Source organism: Methylophilaceae bacterium, from assembly GCA_018398995.1.
Classification (GTDB): domain Bacteria; phylum Pseudomonadota; class Gammaproteobacteria; order Burkholderiales; family Methylophilaceae.
On the sequence record CP073759.1, the window covers coordinates 404,183 to 420,313 of the forward strand.

The 16,131-nt window shown below is 42.0% G+C and carries 17 protein-coding genes; 14 read left to right on the plus strand and 3 right to left on the minus strand.

What is annotated here, in order from left to right; genetic code table 11:
- Positions 1 to 14: 14 nt before the first annotated feature.
- Positions 15 to 635 (minus strand): threonylcarbamoyl-AMP synthase, encoded by a 621-nt coding sequence (locus KFB94_02020; GenBank protein ID QVL45914.1) that lies wholly within the window; start codon positions 633 to 635, stop codon positions 15 to 17.
- 14 nt (positions 636 to 649) lie between these two features.
- Positions 650 to 1,504, minus strand: coding sequence for a PHP domain-containing protein (locus KFB94_02025; GenBank protein ID QVL46532.1), 855 nt, complete (start codon positions 1,502 to 1,504; stop codon positions 650 to 652).
- A gap of 129 nt (positions 1,505 to 1,633) precedes the next feature.
- Between KFB94_02025 and KFB94_02030 the strand changes: the two genes are divergently transcribed.
- The 14 genes from KFB94_02030 to KFB94_02095 all read left to right on the plus strand — a co-directional run bounded on the left by KFB94_02030 (position 1,634) and on the right by KFB94_02095 (position 15,223).
- Positions 1,634 to 2,170, plus strand: coding sequence for a septation protein A (locus KFB94_02030; protein ID QVL45915.1), 537 nt, complete (start codon positions 1,634 to 1,636; stop codon positions 2,168 to 2,170).
- Between the two features lie 15 nt (positions 2,171 to 2,185).
- Positions 2,186 to 2,485 carry a YciI family protein gene (locus KFB94_02035; protein QVL45916.1) on the plus strand — a complete coding sequence of 100 codons (300 nt, stop codon included), beginning with the start codon at positions 2,186 to 2,188 and terminating at the stop codon, positions 2,483 to 2,485.
- Between the two features lie 19 nt (positions 2,486 to 2,504).
- Positions 2,505 to 2,771, plus strand: a complete 267-nt coding sequence (locus tag KFB94_02040; protein ID QVL45917.1) for a BolA family transcriptional regulator — start codon at positions 2,505 to 2,507, stop codon at positions 2,769 to 2,771.
- A gap of 31 nt (positions 2,772 to 2,802) precedes the next feature.
- Positions 2,803 to 3,597 (plus strand): peptidylprolyl isomerase, encoded by a 795-nt coding sequence (locus KFB94_02045; protein ID QVL45918.1) that lies wholly within the window; start codon positions 2,803 to 2,805, stop codon positions 3,595 to 3,597.
- Positions 3,598 to 3,716: 119 nt separating this feature from the next.
- Positions 3,717 to 3,950 carry a ferrous iron transport protein A gene (locus KFB94_02050; protein ID QVL45919.1) on the plus strand — a complete coding sequence of 78 codons (234 nt, stop codon included), beginning with the start codon at positions 3,717 to 3,719 and terminating at the stop codon, positions 3,948 to 3,950.
- Positions 3,951 to 4,055: 105 nt separating this feature from the next.
- Entirely contained in the window at positions 4,056 to 5,846 is a 1,791-nt protein-coding gene (feoB, locus tag KFB94_02055) for a ferrous iron transport protein B (GenBank protein QVL45920.1), read from the plus strand.
- A gap of 246 nt (positions 5,847 to 6,092) precedes the next feature.
- A complete protein-coding gene (gene purL / locus KFB94_02060; protein ID QVL45921.1) occupies positions 6,093 to 10,004 on the plus strand; it encodes a phosphoribosylformylglycinamidine synthase in 3,912 nt (1,303 codons plus the stop codon).
- Between the two features lie 72 nt (positions 10,005 to 10,076).
- Positions 10,077 to 10,559 carry an ankyrin repeat domain-containing protein gene (locus KFB94_02065; protein ID QVL45922.1) on the plus strand — a complete coding sequence of 161 codons (483 nt, stop codon included), beginning with the start codon at positions 10,077 to 10,079 and terminating at the stop codon, positions 10,557 to 10,559.
- A gap of 233 nt (positions 10,560 to 10,792) precedes the next feature.
- Entirely contained in the window at positions 10,793 to 11,128 is a 336-nt protein-coding gene (locus KFB94_02070) for a hypothetical protein (GenBank protein QVL46533.1), read from the plus strand.
- Positions 11,121 to 12,410 (plus strand): FAD-dependent oxidoreductase, encoded by a 1,290-nt coding sequence (locus tag KFB94_02075; GenBank protein ID QVL45923.1) that lies wholly within the window; start codon positions 11,121 to 11,123, stop codon positions 12,408 to 12,410. The genes KFB94_02070 and KFB94_02075 overlap by 8 nt, the downstream gene beginning before the upstream one ends.
- Positions 12,411 to 12,422: 12 nt before the next feature.
- Entirely contained in the window at positions 12,423 to 13,658 is a 1,236-nt protein-coding gene (locus KFB94_02080; protein ID QVL45924.1) for a PQQ-dependent sugar dehydrogenase, read from the plus strand.
- On the plus strand, positions 13,639 to 14,223 hold the full coding sequence (locus tag KFB94_02085) for a hypothetical protein (GenBank protein ID QVL45925.1): 585 nt from the start codon (positions 13,639 to 13,641) through the stop codon (positions 14,221 to 14,223). Before KFB94_02080 ends, KFB94_02085 begins: the two co-directional genes overlap by 20 nt.
- Before the next feature lie 12 nt (positions 14,224 to 14,235).
- Positions 14,236 to 14,394 (plus strand): hypothetical protein, encoded by a 159-nt coding sequence (locus tag KFB94_02090; GenBank protein ID QVL45926.1) that lies wholly within the window; start codon positions 14,236 to 14,238, stop codon positions 14,392 to 14,394.
- 49 nt (positions 14,395 to 14,443) lie between these two features.
- Positions 14,444 to 15,223 carry a ferritin-like domain-containing protein gene (locus KFB94_02095; protein QVL46534.1) on the plus strand — a complete coding sequence of 260 codons (780 nt, stop codon included), beginning with the start codon at positions 14,444 to 14,446 and terminating at the stop codon, positions 15,221 to 15,223.
- A gap of 45 nt (positions 15,224 to 15,268) precedes the next feature.
- On the opposite strand, the gene serB is transcribed toward KFB94_02095, so the two are convergent.
- Positions 15,269 to 16,108, minus strand: coding sequence for a phosphoserine phosphatase SerB (gene serB / locus KFB94_02100; protein ID QVL45927.1), 840 nt, complete (start codon positions 16,106 to 16,108; stop codon positions 15,269 to 15,271).
- Positions 16,109 to 16,131: the final 23 nt, after the last annotated feature.

Genomic DNA, 16,131 nt, shown 5'->3' on the forward strand with positions numbered 1-16,131 from the left:
GTCATTATTTCTATTTATAGTCCAAATGGCGAAGCATCGGCCACGCCTTGTCGAATCAATTGTGGCATCTCTTGTGTCAAATCAATGACGGTAGTAAAGCCAATATGATGAATATCAGAATCGATAACCAAATCTAATTGATGCTCTAGTTTGTCACGAATTTCCCATGCAACATTCATGGGCTCTTCTTCAGCAATCTGTAGCGTCATACTTAACATAGGCTCACCTAATTCATCTAAAATCGCTTGCACTACCTGATGATTGGGCACACGGATACCAACTGCACTTCGCTTAGGATGTTGCAAACGTTTAGGCACCTCTCTAGTTGCATTGAGAATAAAGGTATAAGCGCCCGGCGTATTGGCTTTTAATAAGCGAAATTGTATATTGTCCACTTTGGCATAATTGGCAAGCTCACTCAAATCACTACACACCAAGGTAAACAGTTGTTTATCACCGACTTGTCGAATCTGACGAATACGATCTTGTGCTTCTTTATTGCCCAAGACACAACCAAATGCATAACTTGAATCAGTCGGATAAGCAATCACCCCACCGCCACGCAAGATTTCTACCGTGTGTTTGATGAGTCTTGCTTGAGGATTCTCGGCATGAATAACAAAATATTGCGCCATAATAAATTATAGACTCATCCATGCAAACATTTGGCTTCTTCCCAATCTTGCCAAACCGGAACACAATTTGTTGGCAAATCAGCAATCTGTCCCATTGGTATATAAGAGATGCCAGGGCCATGAAAATCGGAACCGATGGAGGCTTTTAAACTGAATTGATGCGCAATTTTTGCAAACTGTGTATATTGTGGCGGCGTATGGCTGCCGGTTACTACCTCAATGGCTTCTCCACCACAGGTTCTAAACTGATGCATCAATAAAGGCATATTGGTTCTACCTAAATCATAGCGTCCCGGATGTGCAATCACAGCAACGCCTCCACTGTCTTTAATTAAAGTAACCGCCGTCTCCAAGCTCATCCACTCGTGTTCAACAAATCCTGGTTTACCTTTGACCAAGTATTTTTTAAAAACTGTTTTGACATCTTTGACATGACCGGCTTCAACCAAAAACCGCGCTAAATGACTACGCGTTAAAATACTATTACCCGCAATGGCTTGGGCGCCTTCAAAACAACCAGCAATACCAGCTTGCTCCAAGCCTTGTGCCATGCGCTTTGCGCGCGCTAATCGGCCATGTTTTACCGCATCTAACGCTGTTTTTAATGGTGCGTATTCTGGGTCGACTTTTAATCCCACTATATGTAAAGTGCGATTTTTCCATGTAACGGAGATTTCAACGCCATTGATAAATTGCATACCAAGCGCTTCAGCTGCTTTACGCGCCCTCTTTAAACCGCCCATATCGTCATGATCGGTCAATGCCAATACCTTAATACCTTGCAAATGTGCGTACGCAACAAGCTCTTCTGGTGAGTATAATCCGTCAGAAATGTTAGAATGGCAATGTAAATCGATAGTGGTTGGCATTAAAGCTTGTGCATTACGTAATCGTTGCATTTTACGTCATCCTGGTGCTTATTCCTATCGTTACTAGCCAAGCTATTTAAAAACTGCCCAAAAATAGGGTTCTTATACATAGACAATACGAAAGTCAGCATGAAAGTATTTTTTGATTTATTTCCTGTCATCTTGTTTTTTATCGGCTTTAAGCTATACGATATTTTTATCGCAACAGCTATTGCTATTATTGCGACTATTGCAATGATTATTTACAGCAAACTACGTCATGGCAAAGTGGAGAAAATGCTCATGATTAATGGTGTTGTCATTTCTCTTCTTGGCGGCGTCACACTGCTACTGCATGATAAAACCTATATCATGTGGAAACCAACCGTTTTATATTGGCTACTTGCCGGCACGCTCTTCATTTCCAATTTATTTTTTAAGAAAAATTTAATCCAACAAATGATGGGTAAAATGCTTAATCCACCAGCCCATGTTTGGCAAAAATTAAATTGGCTATGGATACTATTTTTAATTGTGCTTGGATTTGTTAACATATATGTTTTCAAACATTACAGTGAAAATACTTGGGTAAACTTTAAACTGTTTGGCGTGACATCCATGATGTTTATTTTTATGATTGCACAAACATTGGCACTCAAAAGCTATTTAATAGAACCTACAGAATAAAGCAAAGAGAAAACGATGTGGTACGCCATCATTGCAGAAGATATCCCAAACAGTCTTGAAAAACGTATAGAAGCAAGGCCAGCACATTTAACAAGGTTGGCTGCATTAAAAGACGCTGGTAAATTACTATTAGCCGGGCCATTTCCAGCCATTGACAGCAATGACCCAGGACCGGCAGGCTTTTCTGGTAGTTTGATCGTAGCAGAATTTGATAGCTTGAGCGCTGCTAAAAATTGGGCAAACGAAGACCCTTATGTTCTAGCTGGTGTATACAATCGTGTATCTGTGCAACCTTTTCGCAAAACACTACCCTAATATTGAAAGCGACAACACCATGAATATCGTTGATACAATCAGAGACAGGCTCGCTGTTTTCAATCCAACAAGCTTAGAAATTGAAGACAACAGTGCTGCACATGCAGGACACGCAGGCAATAATGGCGGCGGTCACTTTACTCTTAAAATCGCTAGCTCGCATTTTGTACAAAAAACACCGATAATGCGACATCGTTTAATTTACCAAGCACTTGATGACTTAATTCCGCAACAAATTCATGCTATAAGCATCATTGCAATTTTACCAACTGACCCCATACAGTAGTAACAATCACTCTTAACAATTAAGGAAGCGCATGAAAATGAACAAATTATTAATCGCGACAGTAGCCTTGACTGCTTTTTCGCTTACTTCTATCGCCCATGCAGCAGATGCTGCAACGGTTAATGGCAAGCCCATTAAACAATCGTGGGTTGATTTCATTATGAAAGATGCCGGTGCGCGCGGTCAAAAAGGTGATGGGTTAAAAAATGCCGTGCTTAATGAACTGATTGGTTCAGAATTGGCATACCAAGAGGCAGTTAAAAAAGGCTTTCATAAAAAAGCAGATATTAAAATTGCAGCAGAAATAGGTGAGAGAAAGTTAGTTGTTAATGCATTTTTAGCTGACTATATGGATAAAAACCCAGTATCAGATGCCGACATCAAAGCAGCTTATGAGCAATATAAAAAAGAAATCGGCGATAAAGAATACAAAGCGCAACACATCTTAGTTAAAACTGAAGCAGAAGCAAAGGACTTAATTGCGCAATTAAACAAAGGCAGTGACTTTACAAAATTAGCAAAAGAAAAGTCGCTTGACACCGGTTCAAAAGAAAGTGGCGGCGATCTAGGCTGGTTTTCACCAGCAGGCATGGTAAAACCATTCGGGGATGCAATAGTAGGACTTAAAAAGGGCGCAACTACTGCAGCGCCAGTACAAACACAATTTGGTTGGCATATCATCAAATTAAATGACAGCCGCGCAACCCAAATACCAGAATATGATAAAGCAAAGGAAAGCTTAAAACGCACATTGCAACAACGCAAACTTCAGCAACTGATGTTGGGCTTAAAAGACAAAGCCAAAATAGTGGTGCCAGAAAATTAGTCCGCACCATTTGGTGCTAAAAAAGCTTGCTGCGGCAGGCTTTTTTATGGGCGTAACAATAGACATTATTTGATTATTTAGCCATAATAAGAATTATTCTTATTAACCAAAAACCAATCATGAACCAGTTGTACAACTTAAGTGCTGGTGATTCTGCTACCATAACTGGCATTCATACTGCCAATGCAGATCAACCATTAAGGCAACGTTTATTTGCTTTGGGGTTTCATGTAGGAAAGCGTATTCAAGTAATGCGTAAGGCTAACTTTAATGGTCCTTTGCATGTCAGGATTGGTTCAACGGATATTATATTGAGAGAGTCAGAAGCCAATTTAATACAGATAGCTAATTAACATTAGTGAGGTCAAATCATAAAAACCGCCCATTAAATGCCGACTGATACCAATGACGATGCATGATAATATTCAACACAATACCCAACTAAGACAACATAGATAATGAAAACAATCGCCTTGCTAGGCATGCCAAATACAGGCAAATCCACATTATTTAATCGCCTTTCAGGTGCATCCGCAAGAGTAGGTAATTGGCCTGGCATTACAGTCGATTTAATGAGCGCTAAAATTCTAGCTGGCGGTCATATTGCTGAACTCATTGATTTGCCTGGCCTTTATGATTTGCATGGGTTCTCAGATGACGAGCAAGTTGTCCGACATTTTTTGAGTCAAAATGAAGTTGATTTAGTCTGTATCGTTCTCAATGCCACCCAAATTGATCGACAGCTTTCGCTCGCCTTGCAAATTCGCAACCTTGGTATTCCTGCTATTTTATTGCTCAATATGCAAGATGAAGCCAAGCGTGCGGGGATTACGATTAATGTTGAAGCAATGTCGACTCAGATTAATATACCCACCTTGCAGCTAAGCGCCAAATACGGTGAAGGCATCCCTGCGCTATTACAAAAAATGGCAGAAGTGATTGCTAAAAACAGTCAGAAAGCCAGCGCTCAAGATATTGCAAAGCGCTTGGAAGATGACAATCAAATTGAATTAGAGATGCAAGCTATCATTCATGATACGGTGCAAATTCCAACAACGCTTAATAACGAAACCACTGATCGTATTGATAAAGTGTTATTACATCCGTGGCTGGGCTTACCTATTTTCTTTGCTGCTATTTTCTTATTATTCCAGTTTATTTTTACGGTTGGGGCACCAATGCAGGATGCAATGGCTTGGTTATTTGATCAGACACGAACATCTCTATTTGAACCGCTACTATCTACAGCGCCAGTTTGGTTAAACGGTTTATTGCTTGACGGTATCTACAATGGCGTTAGCACTGTCGCTGCTTTTGTACCGATTATTATTTTATTTTTCTTAGTGATGAGCATGGTAGAAGACAGCGGTTATCTTTCTCGTGCTGCTTTTTTGATGGATGCCTTTATGGCAAAACTTGGCTTGGATGGTCGTGGTTTTGTGATGGTGCTAATGGGCTTTGGCTGTAACGTGCCCGCGCTAATGGGTACGCGCGTGATGCGCTCAAGGGGTATGCGCTTGCTCACCATGCTCACTATTCCACTTTCTTTGTGCTCCGCTCGCTTACAAGTATTTATTTTTATGATCGCTGTACTGTTTAAACCTAACCAAGCTGCATGGGTTATGTTCTCGCTCTACATGATGAGTTTAATCACTATTTTTGTTACTGCACTTATCTTTAAAGGCCGCTTCGCGAGTCACGAACCTTTTATTTTAGAACTTCCGCCTTATCGCTTTCCTACAGCCCTTCAAATTTGGGCGAGAGGTTGGCATGAAGTGAAACACTTTCTAATTCGTGCGTCAAAATTCATTATTTTTGGTGTGGTAATGGTCTGGTTGTTAACCAACTTCCCAAGTAACGTCCCCGCTGCTAGCACACAAACTTATGCGGGCCAAATTGGTACTTTTTTTGCCCCCCTATTGAATCCAATCGGCATTGATACTCAACTCGCAATTGCACTTATTTTTGGCTTTGTTGCGAAAGAAATTGTGGTGGGCTCACTGGCTGTTATTTATGGCTTGCAAGGCGATGCACTCATGAGTCAAATGGCCCAAAATCTTGATTGGGTACAAGGGATGAGTTTTATGCTATTTAGCTTAATCTATACGCCTTGCCTTTCAACCATCGCCACCCTTAAAAGTGAATCAAAAAGTAGTGGCTTTATGTGGCTATCCATCGTTTGGTCATTGTCGCTTGCTTGGGTAATTAGCTTTATATTTTATCAAGGCGCAAGAATGCTGGGGCTATAAAGCAACAAACGCATTGAGTGAGCCATCAAACAATCATTCATGCTTGATGCTTTGACTACAGTAGACAACAACTCAACTTGTATTTAACTTACTTTTCTAATTTTTAGCCCTCTCCGACTAACTATCGTCATTGAGGGTTGCGTATGAGCGTGTCGTGCTTAATGTTAAAGTAATTTTTTTGATGGGCTATTAGCCGCTTTCTGCTAAAATAAAGGATTGAAATTTAATTAAATTCCAACGCCTTCCATGTCAAATCAAACGCACTTTTTAAGCCTACGCGGCAGCCCAGCCCTTTCACCATTTCGTCTCGATAAATTGTATGATGCACTGAAAGTCAATGCGCCTAGCATTCAGCATATTTACGCTGAATTAGTCTATTTTGCATTCAGTGAACATGCATTAAATACAGGTGAGAAAGCTACATTAACGCAAATTCTAAGTTATGGCCCAAGCGGTAATATCGAATCGCCAACTGGAGAGTTGTTTTTAACCGTTCCACGTATTGGTACGATTTCACCTTGGGCATCGCGTGCAACCGATATTGCCAACAATTGTGGCTTAACGCGCATATTACGTTTAGAACGTGGCGTCGCTTATTATGTCACCACACAAAATGGCAAACCATTAAATGCGCAAGAAAAAGCTGCATTGATTGCAGCGACGCATGACCGCATGACAGAAACTGTGTTGTATTCAATCGATGATGCAGAAAAACTCTATCACCATGCCGATCCCAAACCACTGAGCACGGTTGATATTTTGCAAGGCGGCAAACTGGCACTTGACACTGCTAATAATGAAATGGGTTTAGCACTTTCTCCAGATGAGGTTGATTATCTGCTTGAAAACTTCATGAAGATGCAACGCAACCCAACCGATGTAGAGCTGATGATGTTTGCACAAGCCAATTCTGAGCATTGTCGCCATAAAATCTTTAATGCCGACTGGATCATTGATGGCGTGCAACAAGATATTTCGCTATTTGGCATGATACGCAATACCCACAAGCTCAACCCAGGGCACACAATCGTCGCTTATTCTGATAACTCATCTATCGTAGCAGGTCAAAAAACCAAACGCTTTTACCCTGCCCAAGATCATCGTTATCAATTTATTGAAGATAATATGCACTACTTGATGAAAGTAGAAACGCATAACCACCCTACTGCTATCTCGCCTTTTGCAGGCGCAGCAACAGGCGCTGGCGGCGAAATTCGCGATGAAGGTGCAACAGGCATCGGCTCTAAACCAAAAGCAGGATTAACTGGCTTTTCCGTATCGAATCTTAATTTGCCAAACTTGCCACAACCATGGGAAAAAGCCTATGGCAAACCAAGCCGCATTGCCAGTCCGCTACAAATTATGTTAGACGGTCCATTAGGTGGCGCTGCTTACAATAATGAATTTGGCCGCCCTAATATTGCAGGGTATTTCCGTACATTTGAGCTAGAAGTACCCGATAGTCAAGGTAACCCAGAAGTGCGTGGCTATCACAAACCGATTATGCTAGCAGGTGGTGTGGGTAATATTTCGGCTAGCCATTCATTGAAAGACAACATCCCAGCAGGTGCCGCATTAATACAACTCGGCGGACCAGCCATGTTAATTGGGTTAGGTGGTGGCGCCGCTTCCAGCATGGACACAGGAGCGAATACTGAACATTTAGATTTTGATTCGGTGCAACGTGGCAATCCTGAACTACAACGCCGTGCGCAAGAAGTGATTGATCGTTGTTGGCAAATGGGTGACAACAATCCAATTATCAGCATTCATGATGTTGGTGCGGGCGGTATTTCAAATGCGTTTCCTGAATTAGCAAATGATGCTGAAGTTGGCGCAATATTCCAGCTTCGTGATGTACATAATGAAGAGCCTGGCATGAGCCCACGTGAACTGTGGAGCAATGAAGCACAAGAACGTTATGTATTGGCTGTTGCGCAACAAGACTTGCCATTATTTGAATCATTGTGTGCCCGTGAGCGCTGTCCGTTTGCGGTAGTTGGCGTAGCGACAGAAGCACGTCATTTAACCGTCGAAGATCGTCACTTTGCCAACAAACCTGTTGATATGGATTTGTCTGTGCTGTTAGGCAAGCCACCTAAAATGACACGTGATGTTAAAAGCATTCGTAAACAATTAGCGCCATTTGACACCTCTAATATTGATTTAAAAGAAGCGGCTGAACGCGTCTTACATTTGCCAGGCGTTGCTGATAAAACCTTTCTCATTACAATTGGCGACCGCAGCGTTACGGGCCTGATTGCTCGTGACCAAATGGTTGGTCCATGGCAAATTCCCGTATCGGATGTTGCCGTTACATTAGCAGGATTTGAAACCAACGCAGGTGAAGCGTTTGCTATCGGCGAACGCGCTCCATTAGCTTTGATTGATGCGCCAGCCTCTGGACGGATGGCCATTGGCGAAGCAATTACTAATATTGCCGCCAGTCTGATTAGTGATATTGGCAATTTAAAATTATCTGCCAATTGGATGGCGCCTGCAGGCCACGAAGGCGAGGATGCCGCTTTATTTAATACCGTTAAAGCCGTTGGTATGGATCTGTGTCCTGCACTTGGTATCAGCATTCCGGTTGGTAAAGATTCCATGAGCATGAAAACAATATGGGAAGAGGCCACTGATAAAAAAGCAGTGACTTCACCCATTTCTCTGGTCGTAACTGCTTTTGCCAACACCAGCGATGCGCGCAAAACGCTAACCCCTCAACTAAGAACAGACTTAGGCGAAACCACTTTAATTTTAATTGACCTTGGTAATAGCAAAAACCGCATGGGCGGCTCCGCATTGGCGCAAGTTTACGGTCAGACAGGTAATGTCGCACCTGATGTTGACAACCCTAGTCAATTGAAAGCTTTTTTTAGCCAAATACAATCTCTGAATCATGATGGAAAAATACTGGCTTACCACGATCGTAGCGATGGCGGTTTGTTCACCACGCTATGTGAAATGGCATTTGCTGGCCATTGTGGATTGCTAGCAGATATCAGTGCATTAGAAGGTGATGCTGCTAGCGCATTATTTAATGAAGAGCTTGGCGCTGTCATTCAAGTGCGTAAAAATGATACTGAAGCGATTCTGACACAGCTTAATAACGCACTTGGTCATTGCGCACATTGGATTGCTAACGTAATCACGCATTCTCAAGTGTCCATTAAAAAAGGTGACATTACGTTTAACGACACACGGATTAACTTGCATCGTATGTGGTCAGAAACAAGCTTTCACATGCAAAGCTTACGTGATAATCCAATCTGTGCACAACAAGAGTACGACCGCATTCTAGATAATACGGATGTCGGTATACAGCCCCACCTCACTTTTGACTTAAATGAAAATATTGCTGCCCCTTATATCAATAAAGGCGCTCGTCCAAATATAGCCGTGTTGCGTGAACAAGGCGTCAATGGTCAAACCGAAATGGCCGCTGCTTTTGATCGAGCAGGCTTTACCAGTGTTGATGTCCACATGAGTGATATTATTGCTGGCAAAGTCTCATTTAAAAACTTTAGTGGATTAGTCGCTTGTGGTGGCTTCTCGTATGGTGACGTACTGGGTGCTGGCGAGGGTTGGGCAAAGTCGATTTTATTTAATACCCGGGCGCGTGACGAATTTAGCGCCTTTTTTAATCGCAATGATTCGTTTGCACTTGGGGTTTGTAATGGCTGTCAAATGATGAGCAACTTGCACAGCATTATTCCAGGCGCTGACCATTGGCCGCATTTTGTGCGTAACAAATCAGAACAGTTTGAAGCACGCTTTGTGATGGTGGAAGTTTTGCCTTCACCATCTATCTTTTTAAATGGCATGGCAGGCAGTCGACTACCAATTGCCGTCGCACATGGAGAAGGATTTACGGAATTTCTTGATGCAAATGCTGTCAAAATGATGTTAGATAGTCAATTGGCAACAATGCGCTTTATTAATGGAGCGTCATCGCCAACTGAAGTATATCCGTTTAATCCTAATGGTTCGCCTCAAGGTTTAACGGGATTTACCACCACCGATGGGCGCTTTAGTATTATGATGCCTCACCCAGAACGTGTGTTTAGAGCAGCACAGCATTCATGGCATCCTGATGAATGGCAAGAAGATGGGCCTTGGATGCGGATGTTCCGTAATGCAAGGCGTTTTGTTGGCTAGTGGGGTTTAGTTAATAAACCAACTAGTAAAATAATATTTTATAAAAATTAATTAGTTTTGGAGAATGACAATATGCAATGGATTAAAACAGCTTTACTAGCAATGGCTTTATGCTTATCTTTTAACGCTTCAGCCATGACGGACGATGATGAAGCTATCTGGAGAGAGGCGTTGATAAAAGGTGAACTACAAACTGTACAAAAGTTTGTTAAAGCCGACCCAAAGGTTGTCAATGACAAAATATTCGGCTGGAGTCCATTACAAATGGCAGCTAACACTAATCAAATAAAAGTCGTTGAATTTCTGATTGCTCAAGGTGCAGACCTAAACTATATCCAACCAAATGCCCAACATAGCGCATTCCATTTGGCCGCTTTTAATCGTTTTACTGACATGACAACGCTGTTGGCAAAAAGTGGAGCTGACATCAATATTAAACTAAGAAACGATTTATCTTTAATTCAATTTTTTCGTGATGAAGGCGATCAAAAAATGATGGATCATCTGATGGCGCTTGGCGTTAAAGATGATGGATGTAAAGGCGAATACTGTTAATTAGCCATGTGACTTCGGGCACAAACTAATCGCAACTTTATGTTTTAGAATGGTGTTTTAATCGTAATTGCTCAAAAAAGGGTTGAAACACCATGCTACCCAAAGTAACAATACTCACCTCACCACATGCCTTTGTCAGATCAATTTTCTTTAATCTCGGACATCATCAAAACACCATCATTTATTGTCAATCGCTCGTTGCATCTACATTAGCTACACTGGCAATAACCACTTTGGCTTTATCTCCTGCACATAGTGCAGAATCAGATATTTCCATATCGCAAAAACAGATTCATACCCGTACGCTAGCAGCGTCATGCGCAGCTTGCCACGGCACACTAGGCAACAGTTTGAGTATTACCCCTGTGCTGGCAGGCTTAGATCCAACTTATTTTGTCAAGCAAATGCTAGCATTTAGAACTGGTGATCGTGATAGTACAGTCATGCACCACCATGCACGGGGGCTAACAATCGATGAAATTGACGCGCTCGCAAATTACTTTTCCGTACAAAGACGTTCTGCAAATGCAGCAGTATCATCAGAAATTTTAAAGCACAGAGATGAGTAAATCCAATCAACTACCATTGAATCGACGACATTTTATTAAGCTTGCTGGGCTGAGCCTAACTAGTTTACTCTCGCCAAGTTGTATGCTCAATGGCAATATGCAACCTGTTATTGGTCATGTAGTGGTTATTGGCGGCGGCTTTGCTGGTACAACAGCAGCTAAATATATTCGACTTTGGAGTGGCGGCAGAATTGCAGTGACCGTGATTGAAAAGCATACACAATTTGTTTCATGTCCAATGAGCAATCTAGTACTTGGTGGCGGGAAAAGTATCAATGATTTAACGTTTAGCTATGCTATTGTCAAAAAAAACTATGGCATTAACTGGGTGCATGATGAAGTGATTGGCATTCATACTGCCGATCAAAAAGTTAAAATGCAACGCGGCGAAATAAGCTATGACCGACTCATTATGGCGCCGGGCATTGATTTTATTTATGATGATTTGCCTAATTTACAAGATTCTGCTGCACAACAACAAGTGCCGCACGCATGGAAAGCCGGTTGGCAAACTGTCAATTTACGCAAACAAATTGAAGCAATGCCAAATGGTGGCGTGTTTGTGTTAAATGTCCCTAAATTGCCCTTCCGTTGCCCGCCAGGGCCATATGAACGCGCATCCCAAGTGGCACATTACTTTAAAACCTATAAGTCTAAAAGCAAAGTGATTGTGTTAGATGCGAATCCAGATATCGTATCCAAAAAGGGCTTATTCTCGGCAGTATGGCAGAGCGACTACAAAGACATCATTGATTACAGACCTGATAATCCTATTACGCATGTCGATCTAGCAACAAAAACGGTGACTACCGATTTTGAAAGCATCAAAGCGGATGTGCTTAATATTATTCCTCCACAACGTGCAGGCAAACCTGCCCAATTAGCCGATTTATTAGAGCCAGATTACCCATGGTGTGAAGTTGACTTTTTAAGTTATGAATCTAAACGGTCGCCCAACATACATGTCATTGGCGATAGTGTGGCCTCAGGCCTACCTAAATCAGCCCATATGGCAACCTCACAAGCCCGCGTCTGCGCTAGCGCTATTGTCGAACTGATGCAGGGTAGAAGACCAGATCCAGAACCTGTCTTTGCCAATACTTGTTACAGTTTTGTCGACAACAAACGTGCCATTCACGTTGCCGATGTTTATCGCTACAGCCCAGGCAAAAAAATCATGGTACCCGCAAATGGCGGTGGTGTATCATTAGCACCTTCTGAACAAGAGGGTCAATACGCTAATGCATGGGCAACCAATATTTGGTCTGATGTACTAACGTAAAATGCGTACATAATGCTGAACATGTTTTTATACAAACTGAATAATTACTTGGGATTGGCGATGTGTAGTCTTTTACCTTCGTTGACCTGTGCTAGCGAAGCACCTGATATCTCAGCACTATCAGTACCCGAAGGATTTAAGATTAATATCTATGCCAAACTTGATATTGCCCCGCGTATGATGGCATTCTCACCTGATGGTAATTTGTTTGTTTCTTCTTATAAAAATAATACAGTCCTCATGCTCGCCGATACCAACCACGATGGTATTGCAGAAGCGCCTATCGTCATTTCTTCTAATTTAAACGCACCTAATGGCTTAGCATTTATTAATGATGATTTACTGGTAGCAAATCAAGATGGCATTGTTAAAATGACCAGACAACATGATGCATGGTCTGACCCTGCTCCTTTTATTGGCCCTTTAGCAACTGGCGGTCATAGCGTCAAAACAATTAAGTTAGGTCCAGATAATCATTTATATATCAATGTTGGGTCAAGTTGCAATGTGTGTAATGAATCTGAGCCAACGCGTGCAACAATCTTGCGCTATACCATCGATGGCAAGCCTGCTGGGGCATTATCCATGACTGGTCGACATAGCCAGCTTCCGCCCATTTGGGCAAGCGGATTAAGAAATGCGCAAGGTTTTGCTTGGCATCCAATCACCCAAGCTATGTTTGCAACCAATAATGGTGCCGATATGCGCTCAGACAAAAAAGGTGGTCCAGTCAATGATCAGTTGCCGCCAGAACACATCAATCACATTCAACGCGGGAAACACTATGGCTGGCCACACTGCTGGGGCAATATAAATGGTAGTATGACTATCGACCCTAATTTCCCGGGGCCAGACCAATTTTGTCAACTGGCAACCCCACCTGCGCTTATGCTCACTTCGCACTCCACGCCGATTGGTATTACTTTTTTAGATAAAAGTCAGTTTCCCGAGGAATTTAATCAAGATGCGATTGTCGCATTACATGGGTCATGGAACCGTCAACAATTAAGTGGCTACAAATTGGTGAGACTTCAGTTTAAAGATGGTCAGCCCGTTAAAGCAACCGATTTTGTTACAGGTTGGCTGCGTGAAAATAAAGCGTGGGGGCGCCCAGTTGATGTCGTTGTTGGACCCGATGGTGCACTTTATGTTAGTGATGATAGAACTCGCTACATTTATCGTATTACTTATCAACCAAATGAAGCGAATAAGATTGTAGAGGAAAAAAATGTTAAAACTAATCGTTAAATTAAGCATGTGGCTATTAGCCTCAATGTCCTTAAGCCTATCAGCGCATGCGCAAGTACCTTCAGACAAACAGCTTGCTGTGCATATTGCAGGCGTTCATTACAAACACCCAACTATTTTGTTTTTTCCCTATGTAACCATTTGGCAAATGCAAGGACCTTTAGTTGAAGCAGTAGCAATGTCTTCGTTAACATCACTTTTTAGCAATGTTAGTGAATGTCGTACCGACGCAGCCAAAGATGCCAACCTAGTCATGTTGCTTCAACCACATCTATTTTACAATCCACAATCTGCTATTTATTATGCAAAATTAACAGCCAGTGTTTATGGTGCGCAGGAGCAAGTGATTACCAGTATCACGAAAGAAGCGCGGGTCGTTGGTCCTGTGAATATCAATCCCGATTTGTATAGTAAAAAAGTCTATAGTAAGGCGATTGATCACATCATCGAAGCGCTAAAAACCGATGTAGCATTCCTATCAGCTTTAAAAGAGAAGACACCAATTAATACCAATCAAATTTGTAATAATTTAGACAATATACCTACAAATAGATTTTATTATTAAAAGGCATCATGAATGACAATTGACTTGTTACTCATCACAACAATCGGTATAAAAAGCGCATTGCATAGGGCATTATCGGCTTCTACTGTTGTTAGTGATCAATTATCATTGCCGCTCGTGACTAATCAAGCGGCAAGCATGGCCTACCTGTTGGTTTCTTCTGGTGAATAGCTGTTTATTAGATGCGGTGGAGCTGCGTCAGTGCGCCCTTAATTGGCTGATGTCCGATAATCCACAGCGTAAAGTAAATGGCGTATTTGACCTGCAAAAAGCATTCACGAACAATCAAGTTTCGCTGGATACTGGGTGGAAAACCAGTAACGAAGTCGCTAACAACAGGCCTATTCCTGGACGCCCAAATAAACCAGAATTAGTACATCCTCTTTCTGTAAAAAAACGCTCCATGCGTTCACAAGAAGGCCGTGCTGCCCTTATTCATGCACTGTGCCATATTGAGTTTAATGCCATTAATTTAGCCTTAGATGCAGTATGGCGCTTTGCCAATATGCCCACACAATACTATTGCGATTGGTTAAAGGTAGCTGCAGAAGAGGCGCATCACTTTTCACTGTTAAACTGCCATCTCAACACACTAGGTTATGCATATGGAGATTTTTCCGGTCATAACGCGCTATGGGAAATGGTAGAGCGCACACAAGAGGACGTATTAGCACGGATGGCACTCGTGCCACGCACTTTGGAAGCACGGGGTTTAGATGCTACCCCAGCTATTCGTAACAAAATCGCCCAAGCAGGCGATATACAAGCCGCGAATATTTTGGATATTATTTTGCGAGATGAAATTGGCCATGTCGCCATTGGCAATTACTGGTTTAACTACTTATGTCAACAACGTGACCTAGACCCAATTACTACTTTTGAACACCTATGCCAACAATATAAAGCACCAACATTGCGCCCGCCATTTAATATGGAAGCTAGACGTAAAGCTGGCTTTACCGAGATAGAGCTTGCCTACTTAAATGGTGAAACGGTTTAAAATGTGCTGGCATATTTGATTGTAGCCAGGCGTTGCTCAAACGCTTTAACCTGTTAGTAATGAAGCAACACCTTCCAACCCAACATAATTAATTGCGTATGTCGCTTGCTCTTGTACTACTGGCTTAGCATGGTAAGCAATACCCACACCTGCTACAGCCATCATTTTCAAGTCATTCGCACCGTCACCAATTGCTATCGTTTGGGATGCTGTTAAGCCTAATTGATCGCGCAGCTTAACTAACTCATGCGCTTTACGTTGGGCATCCACAATATCGCCAACAATCTTTCCCGTCAGCTTACCACCAACAATTTCTAAGACGTTAGACACGGCATAATCCAACCCAAGTAATTTTTTTAAGTGGTTGGCAAAGAAAGTAAAACCACCAGAAACAACCATGGTTTTGATGTGATGTGCTTTGCAAGCTTTTATCCAATCTAATACGCCAGGGTTAAGCTTAAAACGCTCATCAATCACACGTTGCAAAGCACTTTCATCCAATCCTTTGAGTAAGGCTACGCGTTTTTTTAAGCTTTCGGCAAAATCTAATTCGCCGCGCATCGCTGCTTCGGTAATCTCAGCTATTTGTGGCTTGATACCCATCATATCGGCAATTTCATCAATACATTCAATGGCTATTAAAGTTGAATCCATATCCATGACACATAGTCCAAACCTGCTTAATACTTGGTTATTTGGCACCATAGCACAATCAATCTGCTGCTCAACACAAAACGATTTAACCGCATCAATCTCTGATGTATGTATGGGTAGATAGTAAGCAAATTCACCAATTTGCATAAACTGTGTATTGCCGCCAATTAAACGATGAATATGGGTAAGATGGGCCACGCTGATTGCGCGACCTTGAACGACTAAACGCATGAAATAATCTGCTAATTAAAAAT